The organism is Kitasatospora sp. MAP5-34 (assembly GCF_029894335.1).
Taxonomy (GTDB): Bacteria; Actinomycetota; Actinomycetes; order Streptomycetales; family Streptomycetaceae; genus Kitasatospora.
In genome coordinates, this window is sequence record NZ_JARXZC010000007.1 from 77,727 (window position 1) to 96,872 (window position 19,146).

General features: G+C 72.5%; 17 protein-coding genes, 4 tRNA genes and 1 pseudogene. 13 read left to right on the plus strand and 9 right to left on the minus strand.

Features of this window, described 5'->3' with window-relative positions; all coding sequences use genetic code 11:
- Positions 1–63 precede the first annotated feature (63 nt).
- On the minus strand, positions 64–699 hold the full coding sequence (upp, locus tag P3T29_RS09410) for a uracil phosphoribosyltransferase (RefSeq protein WP_280715851.1): 636 nt from the start codon (positions 697–699) through the stop codon (positions 64–66).
- Between the two features lie 158 nt (positions 700–857).
- On the opposite strand from upp, the gene P3T29_RS09415 reads away from it, so the two are divergent.
- From P3T29_RS09415 to P3T29_RS09455, 9 genes are all read left to right on the plus strand, one after another.
- Positions 858–1,073 carry a hypothetical protein gene (locus P3T29_RS09415; RefSeq protein WP_280715852.1) on the plus strand — a complete coding sequence of 72 codons (216 nt, stop codon included), beginning with the start codon at positions 858–860 and terminating at the stop codon, positions 1,071–1,073.
- 283 nt (positions 1,074–1,356) lie between these two features.
- Entirely contained in the window at positions 1,357–1,926 is a 570-nt protein-coding gene (locus P3T29_RS09420) for a hypothetical protein (protein ID WP_280715853.1), read from the plus strand.
- 29 nt (positions 1,927–1,955) lie between these two features.
- The gene (gene tadA, locus P3T29_RS09425) at positions 1,956–2,453 is read left to right on the plus strand and encodes a tRNA adenosine(34) deaminase TadA (protein ID WP_280715855.1); all 498 of its coding nucleotides are present in this window, start codon (positions 1,956–1,958) and stop codon (positions 2,451–2,453) included.
- Between the two features lie 68 nt (positions 2,454–2,521).
- A tRNA-Ser gene (locus tag P3T29_RS09430) sits at positions 2,522–2,611 on the plus strand.
- A gap of 169 nt (positions 2,612–2,780) precedes the next feature.
- Positions 2,781–2,954 (plus strand): hypothetical protein, encoded by a 174-nt coding sequence (locus P3T29_RS09435; protein WP_280715856.1) that lies wholly within the window; start codon positions 2,781–2,783, stop codon positions 2,952–2,954.
- Between the two features lie 413 nt (positions 2,955–3,367).
- Positions 3,368–3,532, plus strand: a complete 165-nt coding sequence (locus tag P3T29_RS09440) for a hypothetical protein (RefSeq protein ID WP_280715857.1) — start codon at positions 3,368–3,370, stop codon at positions 3,530–3,532.
- Between the two features lie 116 nt (positions 3,533–3,648).
- Positions 3,649–3,942, plus strand: a complete 294-nt coding sequence (locus P3T29_RS09445; protein ID WP_280715858.1) for a Dabb family protein — start codon at positions 3,649–3,651, stop codon at positions 3,940–3,942.
- A gap of 341 nt (positions 3,943–4,283) precedes the next feature.
- Positions 4,284–5,090, plus strand: coding sequence for an RNA polymerase sigma factor SigF (locus P3T29_RS09450; protein ID WP_280715928.1), 807 nt, complete (start codon positions 4,284–4,286; stop codon positions 5,088–5,090).
- Between the two features lie 382 nt (positions 5,091–5,472).
- On the plus strand, positions 5,473–6,252 hold the full coding sequence (locus tag P3T29_RS09455) for an RNA polymerase sigma factor SigF (protein WP_280715929.1): 780 nt from the start codon (positions 5,473–5,475) through the stop codon (positions 6,250–6,252).
- A gap of 25 nt (positions 6,253–6,277) precedes the next feature.
- Here P3T29_RS09455 and P3T29_RS09460 read toward each other — a convergent pair whose 3' ends face one another.
- A complete protein-coding gene (locus P3T29_RS09460) occupies positions 6,278–7,177 on the minus strand; it encodes a tyrosine-protein phosphatase (protein WP_280715859.1) in 900 nt (299 codons plus the stop codon).
- 208 nt (positions 7,178–7,385) lie between these two features.
- Entirely contained in the window at positions 7,386–7,583 is a 198-nt protein-coding gene (locus P3T29_RS09465; RefSeq protein WP_280715860.1) for a hypothetical protein, read from the minus strand.
- Between the two features lie 218 nt (positions 7,584–7,801).
- Between P3T29_RS09465 and P3T29_RS09470 the strand changes: the two genes are divergently transcribed.
- On the plus strand, positions 7,802–8,407 hold the full coding sequence (locus tag P3T29_RS09470; RefSeq protein ID WP_280715861.1) for a GDSL-type esterase/lipase family protein: 606 nt from the start codon (positions 7,802–7,804) through the stop codon (positions 8,405–8,407).
- A gap of 87 nt (positions 8,408–8,494) precedes the next feature.
- On the opposite strand, the gene P3T29_RS09475 is transcribed toward P3T29_RS09470, so the two are convergent.
- Entirely contained in the window at positions 8,495–9,703 is a 1,209-nt protein-coding gene (locus tag P3T29_RS09475; protein WP_280715862.1) for an SPFH domain-containing protein, read from the minus strand.
- A gap of 200 nt (positions 9,704–9,903) precedes the next feature.
- The gene (locus P3T29_RS09480) at positions 9,904–12,711 is read right to left on the minus strand and encodes an Ig-like domain-containing protein (RefSeq protein ID WP_280715863.1); all 2,808 of its coding nucleotides are present in this window, start codon (positions 12,709–12,711) and stop codon (positions 9,904–9,906) included.
- Positions 12,712–13,091: 380 nt separating this feature from the next.
- On the opposite strand from P3T29_RS09480, the gene P3T29_RS09485 reads away from it, so the two are divergent.
- Both P3T29_RS09485 and P3T29_RS09490 read left to right on the plus strand, forming a co-directional pair.
- Positions 13,092–13,535 (plus strand): globin domain-containing protein, encoded by a 444-nt coding sequence (locus tag P3T29_RS09485; protein WP_280715864.1) that lies wholly within the window; start codon positions 13,092–13,094, stop codon positions 13,533–13,535.
- A 10-nt stretch (positions 13,536–13,545) separates the two neighbouring features.
- Positions 13,546–14,760: a globin domain-containing protein gene (locus P3T29_RS09490; RefSeq protein ID WP_280715865.1), complete on the plus strand. Its 1,215-nt coding sequence runs from the start codon at positions 13,546–13,548 to the stop codon at positions 14,758–14,760.
- Between the two features lie 57 nt (positions 14,761–14,817).
- Here the strand turns inward: P3T29_RS09490 and P3T29_RS09495 are convergent.
- The 3 genes from P3T29_RS09495 to P3T29_RS09505 all read right to left on the minus strand — a co-directional run bounded on the left by P3T29_RS09495 (position 14,818) and on the right by P3T29_RS09505 (position 15,305).
- A tRNA-Arg gene (locus tag P3T29_RS09495) sits at positions 14,818–14,890 on the minus strand.
- 89 nt (positions 14,891–14,979) lie between these two features.
- Positions 14,980–15,052: transfer RNA gene (locus tag P3T29_RS09500), tRNA-Arg, on the minus strand.
- A 162-nt stretch (positions 15,053–15,214) separates the two neighbouring features.
- Positions 15,215–15,305, minus strand: a tRNA-Ser gene (locus tag P3T29_RS09505).
- Positions 15,306–15,507: 202 nt separating this feature from the next.
- Here P3T29_RS09505 and P3T29_RS09510 point away from each other — a divergent pair.
- Entirely contained in the window at positions 15,508–18,816 is a 3,309-nt protein-coding gene (locus tag P3T29_RS09510) for a PAS domain-containing protein (RefSeq protein ID WP_280715866.1), read from the plus strand.
- Positions 18,817–18,916: 100 nt separating this feature from the next.
- Here the strand turns inward: P3T29_RS09510 and P3T29_RS09515 are convergent.
- Positions 18,917–19,112, minus strand: a pseudogene (locus P3T29_RS09515) (AraC family transcriptional regulator); the annotation flags it as partial.
- Positions 19,113–19,146: the final 34 nt, after the last annotated feature.

A 19,146-nucleotide genomic window follows, 5' to 3' on the forward strand; every position in this document is an offset into this window, starting at 1 on the left:
GCGATGCGAGAAGGGGTCCCGGAGAGCTCCGGGACCCCTTCTCGCATCGCTGCTTCCCGGACTTCAGCCGGCCGTGCCGTAGAGGCGGTCGCCCGCGTCGCCGAGGCCCGGCACGATGTAGCCGTTCTCGTTCAGCCGCTCGTCCACAGCGGCCGTGACCACGGTGACGGGCAGCCCGGCGAGCTCCTTCTCCAGCACCGCGACGCCCTCGGGAGCCGCCAGCAGGACGACGGCGGTGACGTCCGTGGCACCGCGCTCGATCAGCATCCGGATCGCCGCGATCAGGGTGCCGCCGGTGGCCAGCATCGGGTCCAGGACGTAGACCTGACGGCCGGAGAGGTCGTCCGGCATCCGGGTGGCGTACGTGGACGCCTCCAGGGTCTCCTCGTTGCGCACCATGCCCAGGAAGCCGACCTCGGCGGTCGGCAGCAGCCGGGTCATGCCGTCCAGCATGCCGAGGCCCGCGCGCAGGATCGGGACGACCAGCGGGCGGGGGTAGCTCAGCCGGGTCCCGGTGGTGACGGCGACCGGCGTGGTGATCTCCACCTGGTCGGTCCGGACGTCCCGGGTGGCCTCGTACGCGAGGAGGGTGACGAGCTCGTCCGTCAGCCGACGGAAGGTCGGCGAGTCGGTGCGCTCGTCGCGCAGGGTGGAGAGCTTGTGGGCCACCAACGGGTGGTCGACGACTTGGAGACGCATACTTCGACCATAACGGGCACCGGCACGTGCGTACGACCCCCGCGCGGGGCCGCCGGCTCCGTGACGGCCCGTGACAGGGCGATCCGCGCGCCCCGATATGTCCGAACCGATACCTCTCCGGTGGTATCAATCGAACGCTTCTGGGAACGTCGGACCATATGAAGAGCAACCCGGACACCGGGGCCGGCTCGACAGACGAGTCCCGGCCTCCCCCACAGGCCCCACCCGAGAACGAGGCGCAGCGCCGCCGACGGCGGGCCGTGTTCCTGCGCGAACTCGCCGAGGCCCGCGAGCTGCGCGCCCGGGTCCAGCCCCGGCGGACCAAGGAGCGCCGGCTGCGCGAGGCCCTGCGAATGCGGACCTTCCGGATCTGACGCCGCACGCCCGACACCGCGCCCCCGACGCCACGACCTGGCACCGCGCCTGACGCGTGCTCCGGGTGATCTGACGGTGCACCGGCCGCATCGGCGCCGTTACTCCCGGCCATTCCGACACGACCTGCGAAGACGCGCTGCAGAACACCCCCCGCAGCGGCGGCCTTTCTGTCACGATGCCGGTGGGACGGTCCGAACAGCGGGCCGCCTCTGGTGCGGGGGCGGCCAGGCCGCGTTCGCCCGGGATCGCCTACAGCCGAGACCAATCTTGGGAGAGTCCCCGGTGGCGTACTTCGCTGCAGTGCTTGCTCGCACCGATGGCGGGTGGGATGTGAGCGAGACAGAACTCGACAGTGTCGAAACCCTGGCCGACCTGGCCGACCTGGCCCGCGCGGCCGCCCAGGACGACGACACCGTCCTGGTCTTCATCGAACAGGAGGACGCGTGGTTCGCCGTCCTCCGGGTGGACGGCGAGGAGGACCCGCGGATCTTCGTCTCCGACGGCGCCGCCGCCGCCCGCAGCTCGTACGGCGTGATTCTCACCGACGAGCTGGTCGACCGGGTCGGGGACGGCGACTTCGACGACCTGGACAGTCTGGTCGCCGAACTGGACGACGAGGACGACGAAGCGGCCACCGACAGCGGTGACCAGGACGAGGACAGCAGCCGTGGGGCCGTCGGCCCCGGCGGCGTCCCGGTCGGGCCGCTCGGCGACTCGGAGCTGCTGATCGACTTCGGCCTCACGGCCCCGCAGCTGCTCGACCTGAGCGGCGAGGGCGCGGTGCCCGGTGACGCGCTCGCCGAGATCGCCGAGACCCTGGGCTGCGGCGAGGTGCTGGAGGCGGTGCGGTAACGGGCGCACCGGTGTCCGACACTGGTGCCATGCAGATCGCTCCCCTCCCGGCCCCCGTACGCCCCGACCCGGTACGTGACCGCTGGACGGACCAGATGCGCCTGGCCATGGCCGAGGCCGCGCTGGCCACCGCCACCGGTGACGTACCGGTCGGGGCACTCGTGCTCGGGCCCGACGGCACGGTGCTCGGGCGCGGCCACAACGAGCGGGAGGCCGTCGGCGACCCGACCGCGCACGCCGAGGTGGTCGCCATCCGCGAGGCGGCCCAGGCCGTCGGAGAGTGGCGGCTGAGTGGCTGCACGCTGGTGGTGACGCTGGAGCCGTGCACCATGTGCGCGGGCGCCATCGTGCTCTCCCGGATCGACCGGGTGGTGTACGGCGCCTACGACGAGAAGGCCGGCGCGGCGGGCTCGCTCTTCGACGTGATGCGTGACCGGCGCCTCAACCACCGCCCCGAGGTGGTCTCCGGAGTGCTCGCCGGTGAGTGCTCCGACCAGCTGCTGGCCTTCTTCGAGACCCAGCGCTGAGCCCAGCGCACGAGCCCCACCGGATACGGATTTCGTGACCGCCGGGCCCGTCCGGTAGAGTTCCCCTCGGTAGCGTGTCCGAGCGGCCAAAGGAGCACGCCTCGAAAGCGTGTGTGGGGGCAACTTCACCGTGGGTTCGAATCCCACCGCTACCGCCAGAGAGCAGTACGAACGTAGGGCCCCGACCGGAGACGGTCGGGGCCCTACGTCGTTGTCGTGTCGATTTCGTCGCAGTTGGGCCCCGCGCCAACAGGGCGTTGACCTGACGGTTCTATGCTGGCCCCGCACGGTCGGCACTGGGTTGGCGTGCATGAGGGAGGAACCCCGATGGAGAGCCAGATCGTCCACAAGGCCGCATTCCTGCTGCACGAGTGCCACGAGCCCGAGCAGGTCGTCGTGGAGCGTCTCAAGGACTACTTCCCCGACCTGTCCCTGACCGAGCGTGAGCGCTACGTGTCCGAGGCCTGGGACCAGGTTCACACCAAGGGTGGCGCAGTCTGACCAGGGCGGTTCCGGGGCTTTCGGATCAGTCGGAAGGCCCCGCCGGTAGTCTCGCGGGAATTCACACCGGAGACGTTTCGGAGGGGGAGCTGCCCCGGGGGGACGGGCAGCTCCCCCGACGGAGTCCCACAACCGGCGCCGCGTCGGGGGGAAGTCGCGGGCACCCGGTCCCACAGCGGGGAGCTCCGGATCCATGTACCGGCGATTCCTGCCAGATCCTCGGTACAACCCCAATCCTGCTGCACGGGATGTGACGAAGCACCCGGAGAAAGGCCCCAGTCGCGGGGACCTTCGTCCCGGCGGGTGAACGCGCCTCTCACCGCCTGGGCCGTCCGGTGGATAAGCTGCGCAGGAGTTGGAGGGGCGCGCGGGGACCGGGACTGCGACCCACGACAGGGAGGCGGGCCAGGTCAATGGCACAGGCAAGAAAGATCGGCATGTATCTGCTGCTGATCTTCGTGGTCTACACGATCATCACGTCTCCTGCCAGGGCGGCCGAGTTGGTCCAATCGGGGTTCGTCGGCATCTCGGACGCGGCCAAGTCGGTGGGGACGTTCATGACGGGCCTGGTGAAGTAGTCGGGCTCTGTCCGGTGGCCGGGCTGATGAGCGTCGATCAGGACGCGGTCGTTACCGTGGCGGGTGGACCTGCCCCGGGCCGGTCCACCACACCCTCAACCGCTAGGAGCGGCATCGTGATCCGGCACCTGGTCCTGTTCAAGCTCAACGACGGCGTCGGCAAGGACGACGAGCGCGCGCTCGCCGGCGCCAAGGCGTTCGAGGAGCTCGGCGCGCAGATCCCCGAGCTGCGCGAGTGGGAGTGCGGCTGGAACACCACCGAGCGCGACATCGCCTACGACTACGCGATCAACAGCCTGGTCGACGACCGCGCGGCGCTGCAGTCGTACGTCGGCCACCCGGCCCATCAGGCCGCCGCCGGACAGTGGCGTGAATTCGCCACCTGGGTGATCGCCGACATCGAGGTCTGACACTCCGACGGCCTACCGGTCGTACTCGTACCACCCCTGCGGCCCCCCGGCTTCCACCGAACCGGGGGGCCGCAGCGCGTCCACCCCTACCCCCCGCAATCAGCCAACACGCCTAGATGCGGTACTTGCCCGGACTATGGGCGACTTGTGATGCTATGACCGGTTTTGCCGGACCTGGCGAGGTGGTGAGCCCCACCCAGTACCGCGATCAGCGGCGCTGATCACAAGGTGTCGACTTTGGGAGGGGTGACGTGTTCGTGCGGACACAGGACAGCGCACCGGAGACCGGCGAAGAAGAACCCCCGTCGGCCCTGCCGGGGACCCCGGGCGGCCTGAGCGGGCTGGGGGCCCTGACAGCCGTGCGGAGCCGCAGCGCCGCCGGACGCGGCGCGGTGGACGTCCGTACGCTCACCCGGGTGCTCTTCGAGCGGCTCACCGAGCTGCCACCCGGCGCCCCCGAGCGGGACCAGGTGCGGGCGGCACTGATCGAGGTCAACATCCCGCTGGTCCGGTACGCCGCGACCCGGTTCCGCAGCCGCAACGAGCCGATGGAGGACATCGTCCAGGTCGGCACGATCGGCCTGATCAACGCGATCGACCGGTTCGACCCGGGCCGGGGGGTGCAGTTCCCGACGTACGCGCTGCCGACCATCCTGGGCGAGATCAAGCGGTACTTCCGGGACAACGTCCGCACCATGCACGTACCGCGTCGGCTCCAGGAGCTCTGGGTCCAGGTCAGCGGCGCGATGGAGGAACTGACGGTCACCCACGGCCGGACCCCCAAGGTGCCGGAGATCGCCGCCAACCTGCGCATCCCGGAGGAGGACGTCCGGGCCTGCCTGGACGCCGGGCGGGCCTACAACGCCGCCTCGCTGGAGGCCGCCCAGGAGCACGAGGGCGGGCTGGCACTGCTGGACCGGCTCGGCTACGAGGACTCGGCGCTGGCCGATGTCGAGCATCGGGACATGGTCCGGCACCTGCTGGTCCAACTCCCTGAGCGGGAGCGGCGGATCATCATGCTGCGGTTCTTCGCCAATCTGACGCAGTCCCAGATCAGTACCGAACTCGGCATGTCCCAGATGCACGTCTCGCGGCTACTGTCGAGAATCCTGACCCGGCTGCGGACCGGGAACTCCTGGGAGGAGTGACCCAGCGTGGCGGGATCGGGCGCCTGGGTAGCTGGTAGTCACTGCCACGTGACATCTTGCGACGTTCGGGTTTGCCGGGACTCGTGATCCGGTATTGAGCTGGAGAGTCACCCAGCCGGGAACTGCCACTCGGTAGCGTCCGTTGAACAGTCAGTCACGAGGGGGTGGGTACATGTCCGGAAAGCTGGGCGGTGCTGAGATCCACGGCACGACTTCGGTCGCCGAGAAGATCCCTGCGCAGATCGGAACCGTGCAAGGCGTCCACGCCGCAGTCGGCACGGTGATCGGTACGGTCGCCGGTGCGGCGCCGGGCGCGCCCGTGCCCCCGCCCGGTGCGGCGGCGGCCCCTGCGGGGGCCGCGACGGGCGCCTCGACGGAGCCCATGGACCGCACGCTGGACCGGACGCTGGACACCCGCACACTCTCCCGCTCGCTGTTCCACCGCCTCGCCGCCCTGGAGGCCGACAGCGCCGAGCACACCTACGTCCGCGACACCCTGATCGAGCTCAACCTGCCGCTGGTCCGGTACGCGTCCGCGCGCTTCCGCAGCCGCAACGAGCCGATGGAGGACATCGTCCAGGTCGGCACGATCGGCCTGATCAAGGCGATCGACCGGTTCGACCCGGAGCGCGGCGTCGAGTTCCCCACCTTCGCGATGCCGACGGTGGTCGGCGAGATCAAGCGGTTCTTCCGGGACACCAGCTGGTCGGTGCGGGTGCCCCGGCGGCTCCAGGAGCTGCGGCTCGCGCTCACCAAGGCCGGCGACGAGCTCTCCCAGAAGCTCGACCGCTCCCCCACCGTCGCCGAGCTGGCGGTCTTCCTGGGTGTCACCGAGGAGGACGTGGTCGAGGGCCTCGCCGTCGGCAACGCCTACACCGCCAGCTCGCTGGACTCCAGCCCCGGCGAGGAGGACGGCGACGGCCCGCTCGCCGACCGCCTCGGGTACGAGGACCTCGCCCTGGAAGGCGTCGAGTACCGCGAGTCGCTGAAGCCGCTGCTCGCCAAGCTGCCGCCACGCGAGCGGCGGATCATCATGCTGCGGTTCTTCGGCAATCTGACGCAGTCCCAGATCGGCGAGGAGATCGGCATCTCCCAGATGCACGTCTCGCGCCTGCTGACCAAGACCCTCACCCAGCTGCGGGCGGGGCTGGTCAACGAGTAAGCCGCCGGCCCCGGTCCCCCGTTTCTCAGGCGAGCAGGTTGCGGCGCAGGCCCTCGAGGACCTCGTCGTCCAGGCCGAGGCCGTCCTGCCAGAACTTCTCGAAGGTCACCCAGCCGGTGGTGACCTCCTCGAAGGCCGCCTCCAGGTAGCTCCGCTCGGCGCGGAACACCGGGAGCAGCAGGGTGGGCTCCTTCATCAGGCCCCGGGTGCCGAAGCTCTCCACGATGTTCTCGATCAGTGCGGCCGAGCGGGTGTTGGTGAGCAGGTAGTCCTCGAAGACGGTCTCCCGGTCGACCCCGAGGGCGGTGAGCATCAGTGCGGCCACCCAGCCGGTGCGGTCCTTGCCCGCCGAGCAGTGGAACAGCACCGGCGGGCCGTCCGGCGCGGCCAGCAGGCGCAGCACGGTCGCGAAACGGTCCCGGGCGGTGGCGTCGGTGACGAACCAGCGGTAGAGGCCGATCATCATCTGGCTCGCCTTGCCGTCGCCGAGCAGCGCGCGCTGCCGCTCCGCGTCCCGGCCGGCGAGGGCGTCGCGCAGCGCGACGTAGATGTCGAAGTCGGCGGCGAAGACCGGCAGGTGGTGCAGGGTCAGCCCGCCCGGCGTGGTGGGCTCGACGGTGACCGGCACGTCGGATTGCTCGGCCTGGGAGATCTCGAGGGCGGGCAGCCCGGGGATCAGGTCGGGGCCGGCCTCCCGGACCTCGTCCTGGCTGCGCAGGTCGACGACCCGGCGCAGGCCGCTGCTCGCGAGCACCGCGAGGTCGCCCTCGGTCAGCCGGTTGAGCGCGTCGGCGCGCAGCGCGACGCCGTGCCGCACGGTACGGCCGTCGCCGGTCCGGTAACCACCGAGGTCACGGGCGTTCGCCGCACCCTGGAGGCCAAGGCTCCGGGCGGGCTCGACGGGCTGCTCGGCGGGCTTGGTCACGAGGGTCCTCCAGAGGCGCGGGCACAGGCTGACGCGTACGGGTGTACGAGCCGGCCGGACCCGATCAGTCTAGGACGGCACAGATCTGATCGGACCGCCTGGCGGCCGGGCACCTGGCTGCTGCCCGGCTCTGCAGGGTCGGCGAGGGAGCGGCGCGGGCGGGTGGGCCCGGCCGCCGCGTGTGCCTGCCGCAGAGAGGGTGAAGGGATTACTTGACGGCGAGCCAGATCACGGCGCCCAGTACGACGATCACCGCGACGGCGATGCCGACGATCTTGCCTGTCTTGTTGCCACCGCTGCTGCTGTAGGTCGAGACGGAGCCCGGCGCCTGAGGTGCGGGGCTCTCGTCGACGAACGCCCGGAACATCTGGGTGCTGCCGGCGGGGTCGTAGTCGTTGTCAGCCATGGCACGGACTCTAACCAACTCGGCCGGTCCGAGAACACCCCGGACCCCCGCCGGAGTGACCGGGTCCGTCGTGACCGGGCTCGGCGGGTGGCCGACCTGCGACATCCTCGTCGGGGAGGCAACGGCCTGATCCACCCGTCCGTGGCATGACCCAGCCGACTGTCCACAGGGTGTGGACAGTCGGCGCGCCCGGCAGCCCGGGTGGCTAGGTTGGGCCGATGACAGCGAACCTGCGTGTGTGCTTCGTCGGTGACTCCTTCACCCAGGGCGTCGGCGATCCGGAGTACCGGGGCTGGGTGGGCCGGGTGTTGCAGGCCACCCCCGGCGAGATCACCGCGTTCAACCTGGGCATCCGCCGGAACACCTCCGAGGACATCCTCCGCCGCTGTCGGCCGGAGCTGGACGCCCGGACACTGCCCGACGCGGACAACCGCCTGGTGCTGTCCTTCGGCAGCAACGACGCCATCGAGGAGGACGGCGCGGTACGGGTCGACCCCGCGCGCTGCCTGGACAACCTCGCCACCCTCCTGGACGACGCCGAACGCCGTGGGACGGCCGCACTCGTCGTGGGGCCGCCCCCGTGCATCGGCGTCGGCGCCGAGCACCTGGAGCGGCTGCTGAAGCTGTCCGAGGAGATGGCGGCCCTGTGCGCCCGGTGGGGAGTCCCCTTCGTCCCGGTGACCCGCGCGCTGGCCGACGACGCCCGGTGGACCGCCGAGGCGATGGCCGGCGACGGCGTGCACCCCGGCGTCGGCGGTTACGCGCGGCTGGCCCAGCTCGTCCTGGACAGCGGCTGGGTGGAGTGGGTCGGCTCTCGGCGGTGAGCGCCGAGCGGCCCGGGCCCGCCAGGCGCCCTCAAGCCGACCGCCCTCAACCGGCCGTCCTCGACCGGCCTCTTCGCGCAGCCGGCTTCACGCGGGTCGGCCTTCTTTTCGCCCGGCCCGGGTGGCCGGGGAGGGCACGGGGGCGGAGGCGGAGGCCGTGACGCCGGCCGGTGCCACGAAGGCGACCAGCAGTTGCTCCATCAGGGACCTGCGGGCGGCCTGGTCCAACTCGAGTGCGGTGGCCCGCTCCAGGCGCCGTACGGCGAGTGCGGCCGCCTCGACGGCGTCGTCGACCAGGACGGTACGCAGGCCCGCGTCCAGGTCGGCGAGCCGGCGGCGGCGCATGCTCTCGGCGACCTCCGGCGCGTAGTCGAGGGCGAGCGGCTGGACGGAGTAGACCTCCAGACCGGCCGGGGCCACCTCGGCGGCCAGCGCCCGGGTCAGCTCGTCGGCGAACCACTGGCCGTCCCGCAGGGCCGGACCGGGCACGGCGTTGCTGTCGCAGGGCAGCGTGCTGGCCGTCCGGGTCAGCACCGCCTGTACCTGCTCGCGGAGGTAGTCCTCGTACGCGGCGAGGCCGAACAGGGCGCGGGCGGTGTCCTTGACCCGCCAGACGATCAGCAGCTGGACGACGATCGGGGTGCCGGTCCGATCCACCACGTGGACCGGCTCGCTGCGCCAGTGGCGCAGCCGTACGTCCACCCGGCGGCGGCGCAGCGCGGGGTTGACCCAGACCAGCCCGTTGCGGCGGACGGTCCCCCGGTAGCGGCCCCAGCGCGTGAGGACGCGGGTCTCGCCCCCGGCGTTGACCAGCAGGCCCCCCAGCACGAGCAACGCCAGCAGCCCGGCGGCGCAGCCGGCGGCGATCACCGGGGTGGTCATCTCGCCCGCGCCGACCTCCCCGGCCTCCCTGGCGGCGACACTGCGGATGTCCGGGAGCGCCTCGAAGTGCGGGATCACCCCGGTCCGGGCCAGCACCAGGACGGCACCGGCGACGACGAGCACCAGCAGGGACAGGGCGATCCAGCCGGGCAGCGCACGGGCGTGCTGCTCGCGCAGGCCCGGATCGGCGCGCGGTGGCCGACGGGCGGCGGGCGTGGCCTGCGCGGCGGGAGGCTGGGCGGACGGGGTGCTCTCCAACTCGTCCTCGACCAGGGCCGGGCTCGCCTTGATCAGCGGCCTGGCGACCGCGTTGGCCACCGCCCGGCTGAGCTGGGTGGCCCCGGCCGGGGCCAGTTCGGGGACGGCGGGTGGCCAGGAGTCGGGTCGCTGCGAAGAATCGCGAGTGACGTCCATGCACGGTCCTCAGGGTCGGTGTGTCGCGCGACGGGCGGCCCGGAGCTGACGGGCCGTACCAGAGCCAAGCTAAGCTGACAAGTCATCAAATGCGACATATTGGACACGGCGCGTCGGCGACTTTCTGACGGCACGTCGAGACCGGTCCGCCCAGCACCGCAGGTGAGGTGGTTGCGGCGATGGGCGGACCGGTCTCGACCTCAGCGCCTCCGTCTGCCGGGCCCGCGACCGAGAACCCGGCGGGTTGCCAAGGTGATCGCGGCGAGCAGGAGCAGCACCCCGCAGCCGGCGGCGCGCCAACCGTCCATGGCGGACCGCTGCGCGGCGGTCTCGGCCGCCGTGTCGACCGGCGGCGCCGCGAGCACCCGGCTGTCCGAGGCCTGGGCGGTGGTCGAAGCCGAGGCCGCGATCGGCACGGCCGGGTCCGGAGCGTCCGCGCTGTGCGAGGGAGCAGCGGCAGCCTTGCTCGGGACGGAGGCCCCGGACGCAACGATGGACGCGGACGGCGACGATGCCGGAGAGGGCGGAGAGGGCGGAGCAGCCGGGGAGAGGGACGCGCTCGGCGACGCGGGCGGGTGGACGGTCGGCTGGGTGGGAGACGCGGCAGGGACGGCGGGCGCCACGCTCGGAGCGCCGACGGGCGCGGGAGCCGCAGGCACAGGCACAGACGCAGCGGGCGTCGCAGCGGGAGCAGGCGTCGCGGGCGGGGACGGCGGGATCGGGGTGGGGCTGGAGCTGGGGGCGGGCGCCGCGGGGGCCGTCGCCTTCGGGACGTGTACGTTCACCGCGTCCGCCGCCGTGGCGTTGCCCGCCCGGTCCGTCGCGGTGACGGTCAGTGCCTGGTCACCGTCCGGGAGGTCCTGGGCCGGCGTGCAGCTCCACGTCCCGTCCGTGGCCGCCCGGACGCTGCAGAGCAGCACGGACGCGCCGCCGTGTGCGGTCGCCGTGACGGTGACGGTCGACCCGGCCTCGGCGCTGCCGGTGAGCCGGGGTCGCGCGGTCGGCAGGATGTCGCCCGCCGACGGGGTGCTGAGGACCGGCTTGTCGGGTGCGACGGTGTCCACCACCAGGAGGACCGGCTTGCTCGCGGTCCGGTTGCCCGCCGCGTCGACGGCGGTGGCGGTCAGCTGGTGGTTGCCGTCGGCGAGGTTCTCCACCGGCAGGCAGTACCAGCTGCGGTCGTCCGCGACCGCCGTACTGCACAGCTCGCCGCCCACCCGGTCGGCGCCGGGGGCGGTGACCGCGTCGGTGACGGAGACCGTGCTGCCCGGGTCGGCGGTGCCGCCGATCAGCAGGCCGGGGTCGTTGGTGTATTCGGGCAGGGTGAACGTCGGGGCGGCCGGCGGGTCGCTCTTGACCGTGAGCCGTACCGCCTCGCCGCGCAGCACCACGCCGCCCCTGGTCGTCTCGACCGGGACGAGGCTGTGGGCGCCCTGGCCGAGCGGCGCGTCGGGGCGGCAGGACCAGGTCCCGTCGCTGCCGACCCTGGTCCGGCAGAGCGTGCCGGAGCCTTCGACGATCTCGACGGTGGCGCCCTGGACGGCGCCCTCGCCCCGGATCTCGGGCCGGCTGTCCGCGACGACCGCCCCGCTGACCGGGCCGGAGATCTCGGGGCGCGCCGCGCCCACGGTCAGCTGGACGCGCTGGTCGAGCACCTCGCCCGAGTCCGCGAACCCGGACGCGCCGACCAACTGCGAGGAGTCCCGGGCCAGTCGCAGCCGGGCCCAGGTCTGCCCGGTCGCCGCGCTGTCCGGGACGGTCCACTCCAGGGTCGCGGAGGAGCTGCCGGGCAGCACCTCGGTCTGCACCCGCTCGGTGGCGTCGAAGCCCCCGCTGTGGTCGAAGTCGATCCACCCGGCGAGGGTGGCGGGCCCGCTGCCGGGGTTCACCGGGACGGTGAGCGAGTAGTACCGGCCGATCGCCGCGACCGTCGGGAAGGTCACGGTGGGGTCGGCGCCCTGGTACTCGCCCCGGCCCGGCTGGAGGGCCGGCGGCACCGGGTTCGACCAGGGGCTGCGCTGCCGCGAGGCGTGGTCCAGCTCGACCATCGGCCGTGCGAGCCGGTCGAGTTCGGCGGGCTCCCGGATGCCCGGGACAGCGGCGGGCACCAGCGGGTGGAGCGACTTCGGCTGGGCCGCCACCGTTCTGGCCAACACCGCGCCGCCGGCCGCGTCCTGGCCGAGGAAGAGGTCGGAGAGCAGGTGCGAGGCGTTGCCGTAGCCCTGCGGCGCCGTACTGAGGCCCTCGTCCAGGGTGACGGTGTACGCCTGGCTCAGCGGTTCGGGGGCGGTGGTGCTGCCCGCGCGCGCGGTGCTGCGCTGCTCTACCCGGAGGTCCACCGTGCTGACGGTACCGGCGAGTTCGAGCGTGCCCAGGCCGTTCACCGTGCCGTCGGCGGTGTCGTCCCCGGCCGGGGCGAGGCTGTTGCCGCCGACCGTCCAGCCCGTCCAGTCGGTGCGGCCGACCAGACTCGGGACGCTCGGGGAGCCGCCGGTGACGGTGAGGCGCGCCGAGGTGGCCGTACTGCCGTCCTTTCCGGTCGCGAGCGAGGTGAGACCGCTGACGTGCAGCCGGGGATTTCGGACCGGCCGGGAGAAGGAGATCTGGAGCGTTCCCATCGTGCGCCAGGAACCGTCCGCGTGGAGCCGGTCCTCGGCGATCCTGAACGTCTCGGCCGGGTCTCCGCCATGCAGGCCGTCTGCATACGAGCTTGCTCCACCGGCACCGGAGCCCAGCTTTCCGGGAACCGACGAGGCGGTCACGCCGGGCAGGGGGGCGAATTCGACGGTGACGGTGAGCCCGGAGGGGAGCACGGCCCGGTGCTGTCCCGTCCAGGTGTCCGGAGTCTGCTGTGCGTCGGCGGGTGGCGGATTCCAGCCAAGAAGCAGGGCGGTGACCGCGAGCGCGGCCGCTCCCCCGCCAAGTCGCCTACCTGACAGGGCATTGTGACCGCACCGCCCAGGACGGATGACGGACACCTCGGTGGCATGGGGAAACTGTCGGCTCATCCGGCTCTCCGTTCGGTGTCGGCCGCCAACCGGCGGTGCAGGCACGGAGCCTGACGCAGCCATAACATCTGACAAAAGGGAATCACGATCTGGAGTCCGTCATACTGCGACACCGTCGGCAATACCCGGTTAGCACCCGATTGGCCGGCATACGACGGTCTTTCGACCGTCTTTCGACGAGCTCCCGAGGGGCCTACGAGGCCTCCGGGGGCTTTCGGCAGGCTTTGGGTGGACTTCCGCCGGACAGAGCGGGAAGTACCCATCGTGGACGCATTTCAGCCATCGTGGATTGTGCACAACCCACGGCCACCGACGAGTACACGACCATTCATCAGTAAGACCTGTTCGATTTGGGCACCGGCTCAGTAGAGTCAGGGCCCGTGACGATTGATCCCGTTCTCATCAAGAGCAGCTTCGCCGTGGTGGAGCCGCACGGCCCCGAGGTCGCGGCCCGCTTCTACCGGCATCTGTTCGAGCACAACCCGGGCGTCCGCAGCCTGTTCGCCGAACATCTGGACGGACAGCAGGACCGACTCTGGGCCGCCCTCGGCGCACTCGTCACCCGGTTGGAGGACACCGACGCGCTGCTCGCCCTCCTCCGGGACCTCGGGCGGCGGCACGCCGGCTATGGCACGCTCCCCGCGCACTTCCCCGCCGTCGGGGCCAGCCTGATCGCCACCCTGCGGCACTTCGCGGGCGCGGCCTGGACGCCGGCGACCGAGGACTCCTGGCAGGCCGTGTACGGGACGGTGGCCGCGACGATGACCCAGGCCCTCACCGAGGCCCTGTCCGGGGCCGGCCCCGCCGCAGCCGCCGCCGGCTGAGGGCTCGGCGGTGCCCTTCGATCCAGCGGTCATCCGTGCGAGCTTCGCCGTCGTCGAGCGCCGCGCCGACCACCTGGCCAAGTACTTCTACACCCACCTGTTCGCCCACAACCCCGAGTTCCGGGCGATGTTCCCGGCCGCGATGGCCGAGCAGCGCGACCGGCTGTTCGCCGCACTCACCGAGCTCGTCGGCCGCGCGGACGACTCGGCCAGGTTCGCCGGCTACCTCCGGACGCTCGGCCGCGACCACCGCAAGTTCCGGACCGCGCCCGAGCACTACCCAGCCGTCGGCACCAGCCTGATCGCCGCCGTCCGGCACTTCTCCGGCCACTCCTGGACGGCCGAGATCGAGAAGGCGTGGACCGAGGCGTACACCGTGATCTCCCAGGCCATGATCGCCGCGGCGGCCGCCGAACCGGCCGGCACCCCTGCCTGGTGGGAGGCGCAGGTGACGGCCCGTCGCCGGGCGGCGCCCGACGTGGTGGTGCTCACCCTGGCCCCCGATCACCCGTACCCGTACCGCGCCGGGCAGTACCTCTCGCTCTGCTCGCCCCGGCAGCCCGAGGTCTGGCGCCCGTACTCGATCGCCAACGCCCCCCGCGCGGACGGCACCCTGGAACTGCACGTCCGCCGGGTGCCCGACGGACTGCTGAGCACCAGCCTGGTCAACGACGTGCTGCCCGGCGAACGGCTGCGGATCGGCGCGCCGCTCGGCGACTGCGTCCTCGAACCGCACCCGGCCCGGCCGCTGCTCGCGGTGGCAGGTGGGACCGGCTGGGCACAGATCAAGGCGCTGATCGACGAGCTGGCCGCCCAGGGGAGGGCGCTGTGCGGTGTCCGGCGGACCACCGTCTTCCTGGCCGCCCGGAGCGAGGCCGACCAGTACGATCTGCCCGCCGTCCGCGAGTTGGCGGCCCGGCACGACTGGCTGGACCTGGTGCTCGCCACCCCCGCCCCGGGCGCGGGCCGGGAGCGCGCCTCGGAGCTGCTCCGGGACGGCCTCCGGGCGCGGGGCGGCTGGGCGGGCCACGACATCCACCTCAGCGGGCCCCCGGATCTCGCACCCGAGATCACCGAGCTGCTGCTCGACCTCGGCGCAGAGCCCGAACTGATCCGCCACGACCCGGTGCCGCTCACCCTGAACCGGAAGCGGCCGCTGACCTCGTCCGAGTGGTTCCTCGACCAGCGCGACATCGCCTGGATCAACCGGACCGACCTGGGGTGAGCCCGCCGTCCGGGTACGGCGAAGGCCCCGGGCGATCCGCCCGGGGCCTTCGGTCTGTGCGCTCAGCAGGATTCGAACCTGCAACCTCTTGATCCGTAGTCAAGTGCTCTATCCGTTGAGCTATGAGCGCTCAGGTACTGCCTGTGCTGCGGTACTGCTTGTACTGCGCCTTGCAAGCGAGGAGACCCCGGAACGAAGCCCGGAGCCTCTCGATTGCAGTGCGCTCAGCAGGATTCGAACCTGCAACCTCTTGATCCGTAGTCAAGTGCTCTATCCGTTGAGCTATGAGCGCTCGCCCCGTCGGCATGTACCAGCGGGGCGGTGCGGGGACAACATTACATGACCTGCGACCTGGGGCGAAATCGATTGATCCCGGACAGCGACCACAGCGGAGCAGGCCGGGCCGGGACAGCAGAGAGCCCCGCCGGCGTACTGCCGACGGGGCTCTCGGAGGCGGAGGCTGAGGGATTTGAACCCTCGATGGGATTGAAGTCCCAAACCGCATTAGCAGTGCGGCGCCATAGACCGGACTAGGCGAAGCCTCCTCCACGCGAACCGCACCGGTTCCCCGGCGCACTCCGTGCGAATGTGATGATGCCACAGCCAGGGGCTCCGACACCAACCACCGACAACGTTACTAGGCGGGTCATCCGCAGCGCAAAGAAGAATGAGATACTCCAGTCTCCCCAGGAGGGCGCGAGCCGCTAGTCGCAAGCCGTGACGCAAGTCGTGAGGAGACCTGTCGACGTGAGCAGCAGGCCGATCCGAGGCGCTGCTCGCCTCGCCGCGATACTCGATGCGCTGCCCGATGCGCTGTTGCTGGTCAACAGCAACGGCACCGTGGTCGACGCCAACCAGGCCGCCGTGCAGAGCTTGCAGGCGCCCGGAACCTCGCTGGTCGGGATGGGTGTGCTCGATCTGCTGCCCGAGTTCGACCCGAGCCGCATCCCCGGTTCGATGCGCCCCGCACCGCGCGAACCGGACGGCCTGGACCACCCCGTCCGGATGACCGCCCGGCGTACCGACGGCAGCGCCTTCCCGGTCGAGGTCTCCGGCAACGACTTCGCCGACGACGGCTCGAACGACGGCCGGGGCAGCGAGGGCCGGGGTTACGCGTTCTCGTCCAGCGCCCAGTACGGCAGCAGCTCGGGCAGTGACCTGCTGCTGCTGCTCGTCCGCGACCTCTCCAGCCGGCTCGGGGTCGAGGCGGAGCTGCGCCGTCAGCACAAGCAGACGGAGATGATCCTGCGGGCCGCCGCCGAGGGCGTGCTCGGGGTGGACCTCGAAGGCCGGGTGGTGCTGGTCAACCCGGCCGCCGCGCACATCCTGGACTACCGGGCGAGCGAGCTGGGCGGGCGCGAGCTGCACCCGCTGATCCAGCACTCCCAGGCGGACGGCAGCCCGCTGGCCCTGGAGGGCTCGGCGCTGCTGGACACCCTGCTCTCCGGCCGCAAGCACCGGGTGCGCGGCACGGTGCTCTGGCGCAAGGACGGCCAGCCGGTGACGGTGGACCTCACCACCGCGCCCGTCCGGGACGGCGACCAGCTGGTCGGCGCGGTGATGACCTTCACCGACCGGACCAGGGAACTCGCGCTGGTCGCCCGCAACGAGCACCTCACGGCCGTCCTGGAGAGCGAACTCGGCACCGCGCTGACCGCGCTGCACCGGCGGATCGACGCCCTGGCGGCCGACCCGGCCGGGCAGCTCTGGCCCGAGGCCAACTGGACGCTGCGGCGGCTCGCGGACGAGTGCCGGCGGTTCGGCACGCTGATAAACGGTGTGCTGACCCACCAACGGTTCGAGGACGAGGCCGAGACCGGCGGGCAGTCGCTGGAGCGCGAGCCCGTCCGGCTGGACAAGATCGTCCAACGTGCCGTCGAGCGCGCGGGTGAGCTGGTCGGCGCGGGCCGGGTGCGGTACTCGGTGCACGCGGCCTCCGTCGAGGTGACGGCCGACCGGGAGCGGCTGGCGCAGGCGCTCGCCCACCTGGTGGCGGACGTCAGCGGTGTCGCGCTCTCGCTCGACGGTCCGGCGGCCCCGGTCGGCCCGGCCTCGCTCGGTGTCCCCGCGCTGCCCCCGGTCGGCCCGGACGCGCCGATGGTGGTGCTGGCCGCCGCGCAGCGCGGTGACGTCGCCCGGATCGAGGTGCGCGGGCCCGCACGGACCAGCAGCCCGGTGCACCTCCCGATCGCCCGCGCCATCGTGGAGCGGCACGGCGGCGTACTGCAGCGGCACGAGCTGCCCAACCGGGCCGGGACGACGTACGTGGTGGAGCTGCCGCTCGACCCGGCGGCGGCGAAGGCGGCGAAGGCCGGGCAGCGGCACGTCCCCAAGGAGACCGACACCGCGATGCTGCCGGACCTCCCCGAGGTACCGCCGGCACCGCCGGAGCCCCCGAAGGCCGAACAGCCGGACCGGACCGCCCCTGAGGAAGCCGCGCCTGAACCTTCGGCAGCACAGCCCGCAGAGCAACCCGCCGCGCGTGGCCCGATCGCGCTCGGGTCCACGGCACTCGGGTCCACGGCACTCGGGCCGATCGCGCTGGGACCCGCCGCTCCGGCGCGGCCCGAGGTCGAGGAACTGCCCGTGCACCCGGCGCCCGAGGCCTCGTCGGCGCCCGAGGAGGGTGCGGCGGCGGAGCAGGCACGTTCGGGACGGCGTCGGCGCGCGGCGGCGGCTGCTGCGGCCGGGGGCGCGGAGCCGTCCGGCGCGCTCTCGATCCCCGGTATCCCCGACCCCGGTACGCCGTTCTACCCCGGCCTGGAGCACGCGCTGCCCCTCGCACCCCCCGAGCCCGTCGCGCCCCCGGCCGTCCCGCCGACCGGACGCAGGCGTCGGCTTGCCCTGCCCGCGCAGGCGTCGGCGGGTGGATCGGGCTCCGGGGCCGAGCTGGAGCTCGCGAAGCCGCACGTCCCCGAGCGCCCGTCGACCCCACCGGCCGTCCCCACCGCTCCCGCCGAGGTGTCGGAGCCCCGGCCGGTCGGCAGCGGTCTCGGGGAGCTGGCGCCGCCGCGTCCGCTCGGCGGGTTCGCCAGTGCCTTCCCGAACGCCTTCCCGCAGCCGGACGCAGCACCCGAGCAGCCCCCGGCTCCCCCGGCCCCCAACGCCGCTGTCCCCGCTGTCCGGACGGCTGCGGCACTCCCGGCCACCACGACCAGCACGGCCGCCACGGCCGCGCCCGACGCACCCGGGCAGGTCGAGCCGCGTACGCCCCCGCGCCCGGTGTCCGAACTGGCCCGCTCCAGCGCGGAGCAGCCCGAGCCCGACCGGGCGGAGACGCCCGACTTCCCGAACTACCCGACGATGGTGGGCCCGGCCGTCGACGGCGGCGCCCGGCGGCTGCTGGTCTGGCCCGAGCCCGATCCGTCCACCAAGCAGGCGCTCCAGGACCGTGGCTACCGCCCGGTGATCGTCCGCTCCCGCGAGGAGGTGGACGCCCAGGTCGCCGCGTACCCGGCAGCGCTCTTCGTCGACCCGCTGACCGGTCCGATCACCCGGACGGCCCTGCAGTCGCTGCGCACCGCCGCGCTCAACAGCCGGGTCCCGGTGCTGGTCACCGCCGGTCTGGGCCAGGCGACCCGGGACGCCGCGTACGGCGCCGACCCGGCCGTCCTGCTGCGGGCGCTGGCGCCGCGCGACAGCGAGCAGCACGCCCCCCGGGTGCTGCTGGTCGAGGCCGATCCGGACATCGCCGCCGCGCTGATCAGCAGCCTGGAGCGGCGCGGGATGCACGTCGAGCACGCGGTGAGCGAGAACGACGCCGTCTCCCGCGCCAGCAGCGTCCAGCCCAACCTGGTGGTGATGGACCTGCTGCAGATCCGCCGCCGCCGGGTCGGGCTGCTGGACTGGCTACGCGCCAACGACCGGCTGCACCGCACCCCGCTGGTCGTCTACACCTCGGTCGACCTCGACCCGCAGGAGCTGCCGCGCCTGCGCACGGGCGAGACGGTGCTGTTCCTCGCCGAGCGGTCGACGACCGAGGACGTGCAATCCCGGATCGTCGACCTGCTGGGCCGGATCGGCGCGATGGGCGAGGTCAGCACGGCCGGGCGCTGACCCGGCGGCCGGTCGGGCGTCGTCAGCGCTCGAGCTGCTGCGAGAAGCGCACGTGGTTGCCCGAAGGGTCCCGGAAGGCGCACTCGCGGACGCCGTAGGGCTGGTCGGTCCGGCGCGTCATCAGGTAGTTGTACGGCGTCTCGCGTCTCGCCGTACGCGGCGCAGAACTGCCGGGAGAAGTGGGCCGGGGACATCAGCGCGGTACGCGCGAGCGCCGGAACGTCCAGCGGTCGCGCGTACTCGCGATCGATCAGGTCACGGGCCCTGCGCAGGTGGGCGAGCTCCTCCGGCGTCACCTGTCCAGGGTCGCACGAGGGTCCGACAGAACTT

Bases quoted from the DNA above. Each gene is read 5' to 3' on its own strand.
- P3T29_RS09440 (WP_280715857.1), top strand. From the start codon at position 3,368: ATGGCACAGGCAAGAAAGATCGGCATGTATCTGCTGCTGATCTTCGTG.
- P3T29_RS09455 (WP_280715929.1), top strand. From the start codon at position 5,473: ATGGACCGCACGCTGGACCGGACGCTGGACACCCGCACACTCTCCCGC.
- P3T29_RS09480 (WP_280715863.1), bottom strand. From the start codon at position 12,711: ATGAGCCGACAGTTTCCCCATGCCACCGAGGTGTCCGTCATCCGTCCT.
- tadA (WP_280715855.1), top strand. From the start codon at position 1,956: ATGCAGATCGCTCCCCTCCCGGCCCCCGTACGCCCCGACCCGGTACGT.
- upp (WP_280715851.1), bottom strand. From the start codon at position 699: ATGCGTCTCCAAGTCGTCGACCACCCGTTGGTGGCCCACAAGCTCTCC.
- P3T29_RS09470 (WP_280715861.1), top strand. From the start codon at position 7,802: ATGACAGCGAACCTGCGTGTGTGCTTCGTCGGTGACTCCTTCACCCAG.
- P3T29_RS09465 (WP_280715860.1), bottom strand. From the start codon at position 7,583: ATGGCTGACAACGACTACGACCCCGCCGGCAGCACCCAGATGTTCCGG.
- P3T29_RS09435 (WP_280715856.1), top strand. From the start codon at position 2,781: ATGGAGAGCCAGATCGTCCACAAGGCCGCATTCCTGCTGCACGAGTGC.
- P3T29_RS09475 (WP_280715862.1), bottom strand. From the start codon at position 9,703: ATGGACGTCACTCGCGATTCTTCGCAGCGACCCGACTCCTGGCCACCC.
- P3T29_RS09415 (WP_280715852.1), top strand. From the start codon at position 858: ATGAAGAGCAACCCGGACACCGGGGCCGGCTCGACAGACGAGTCCCGG.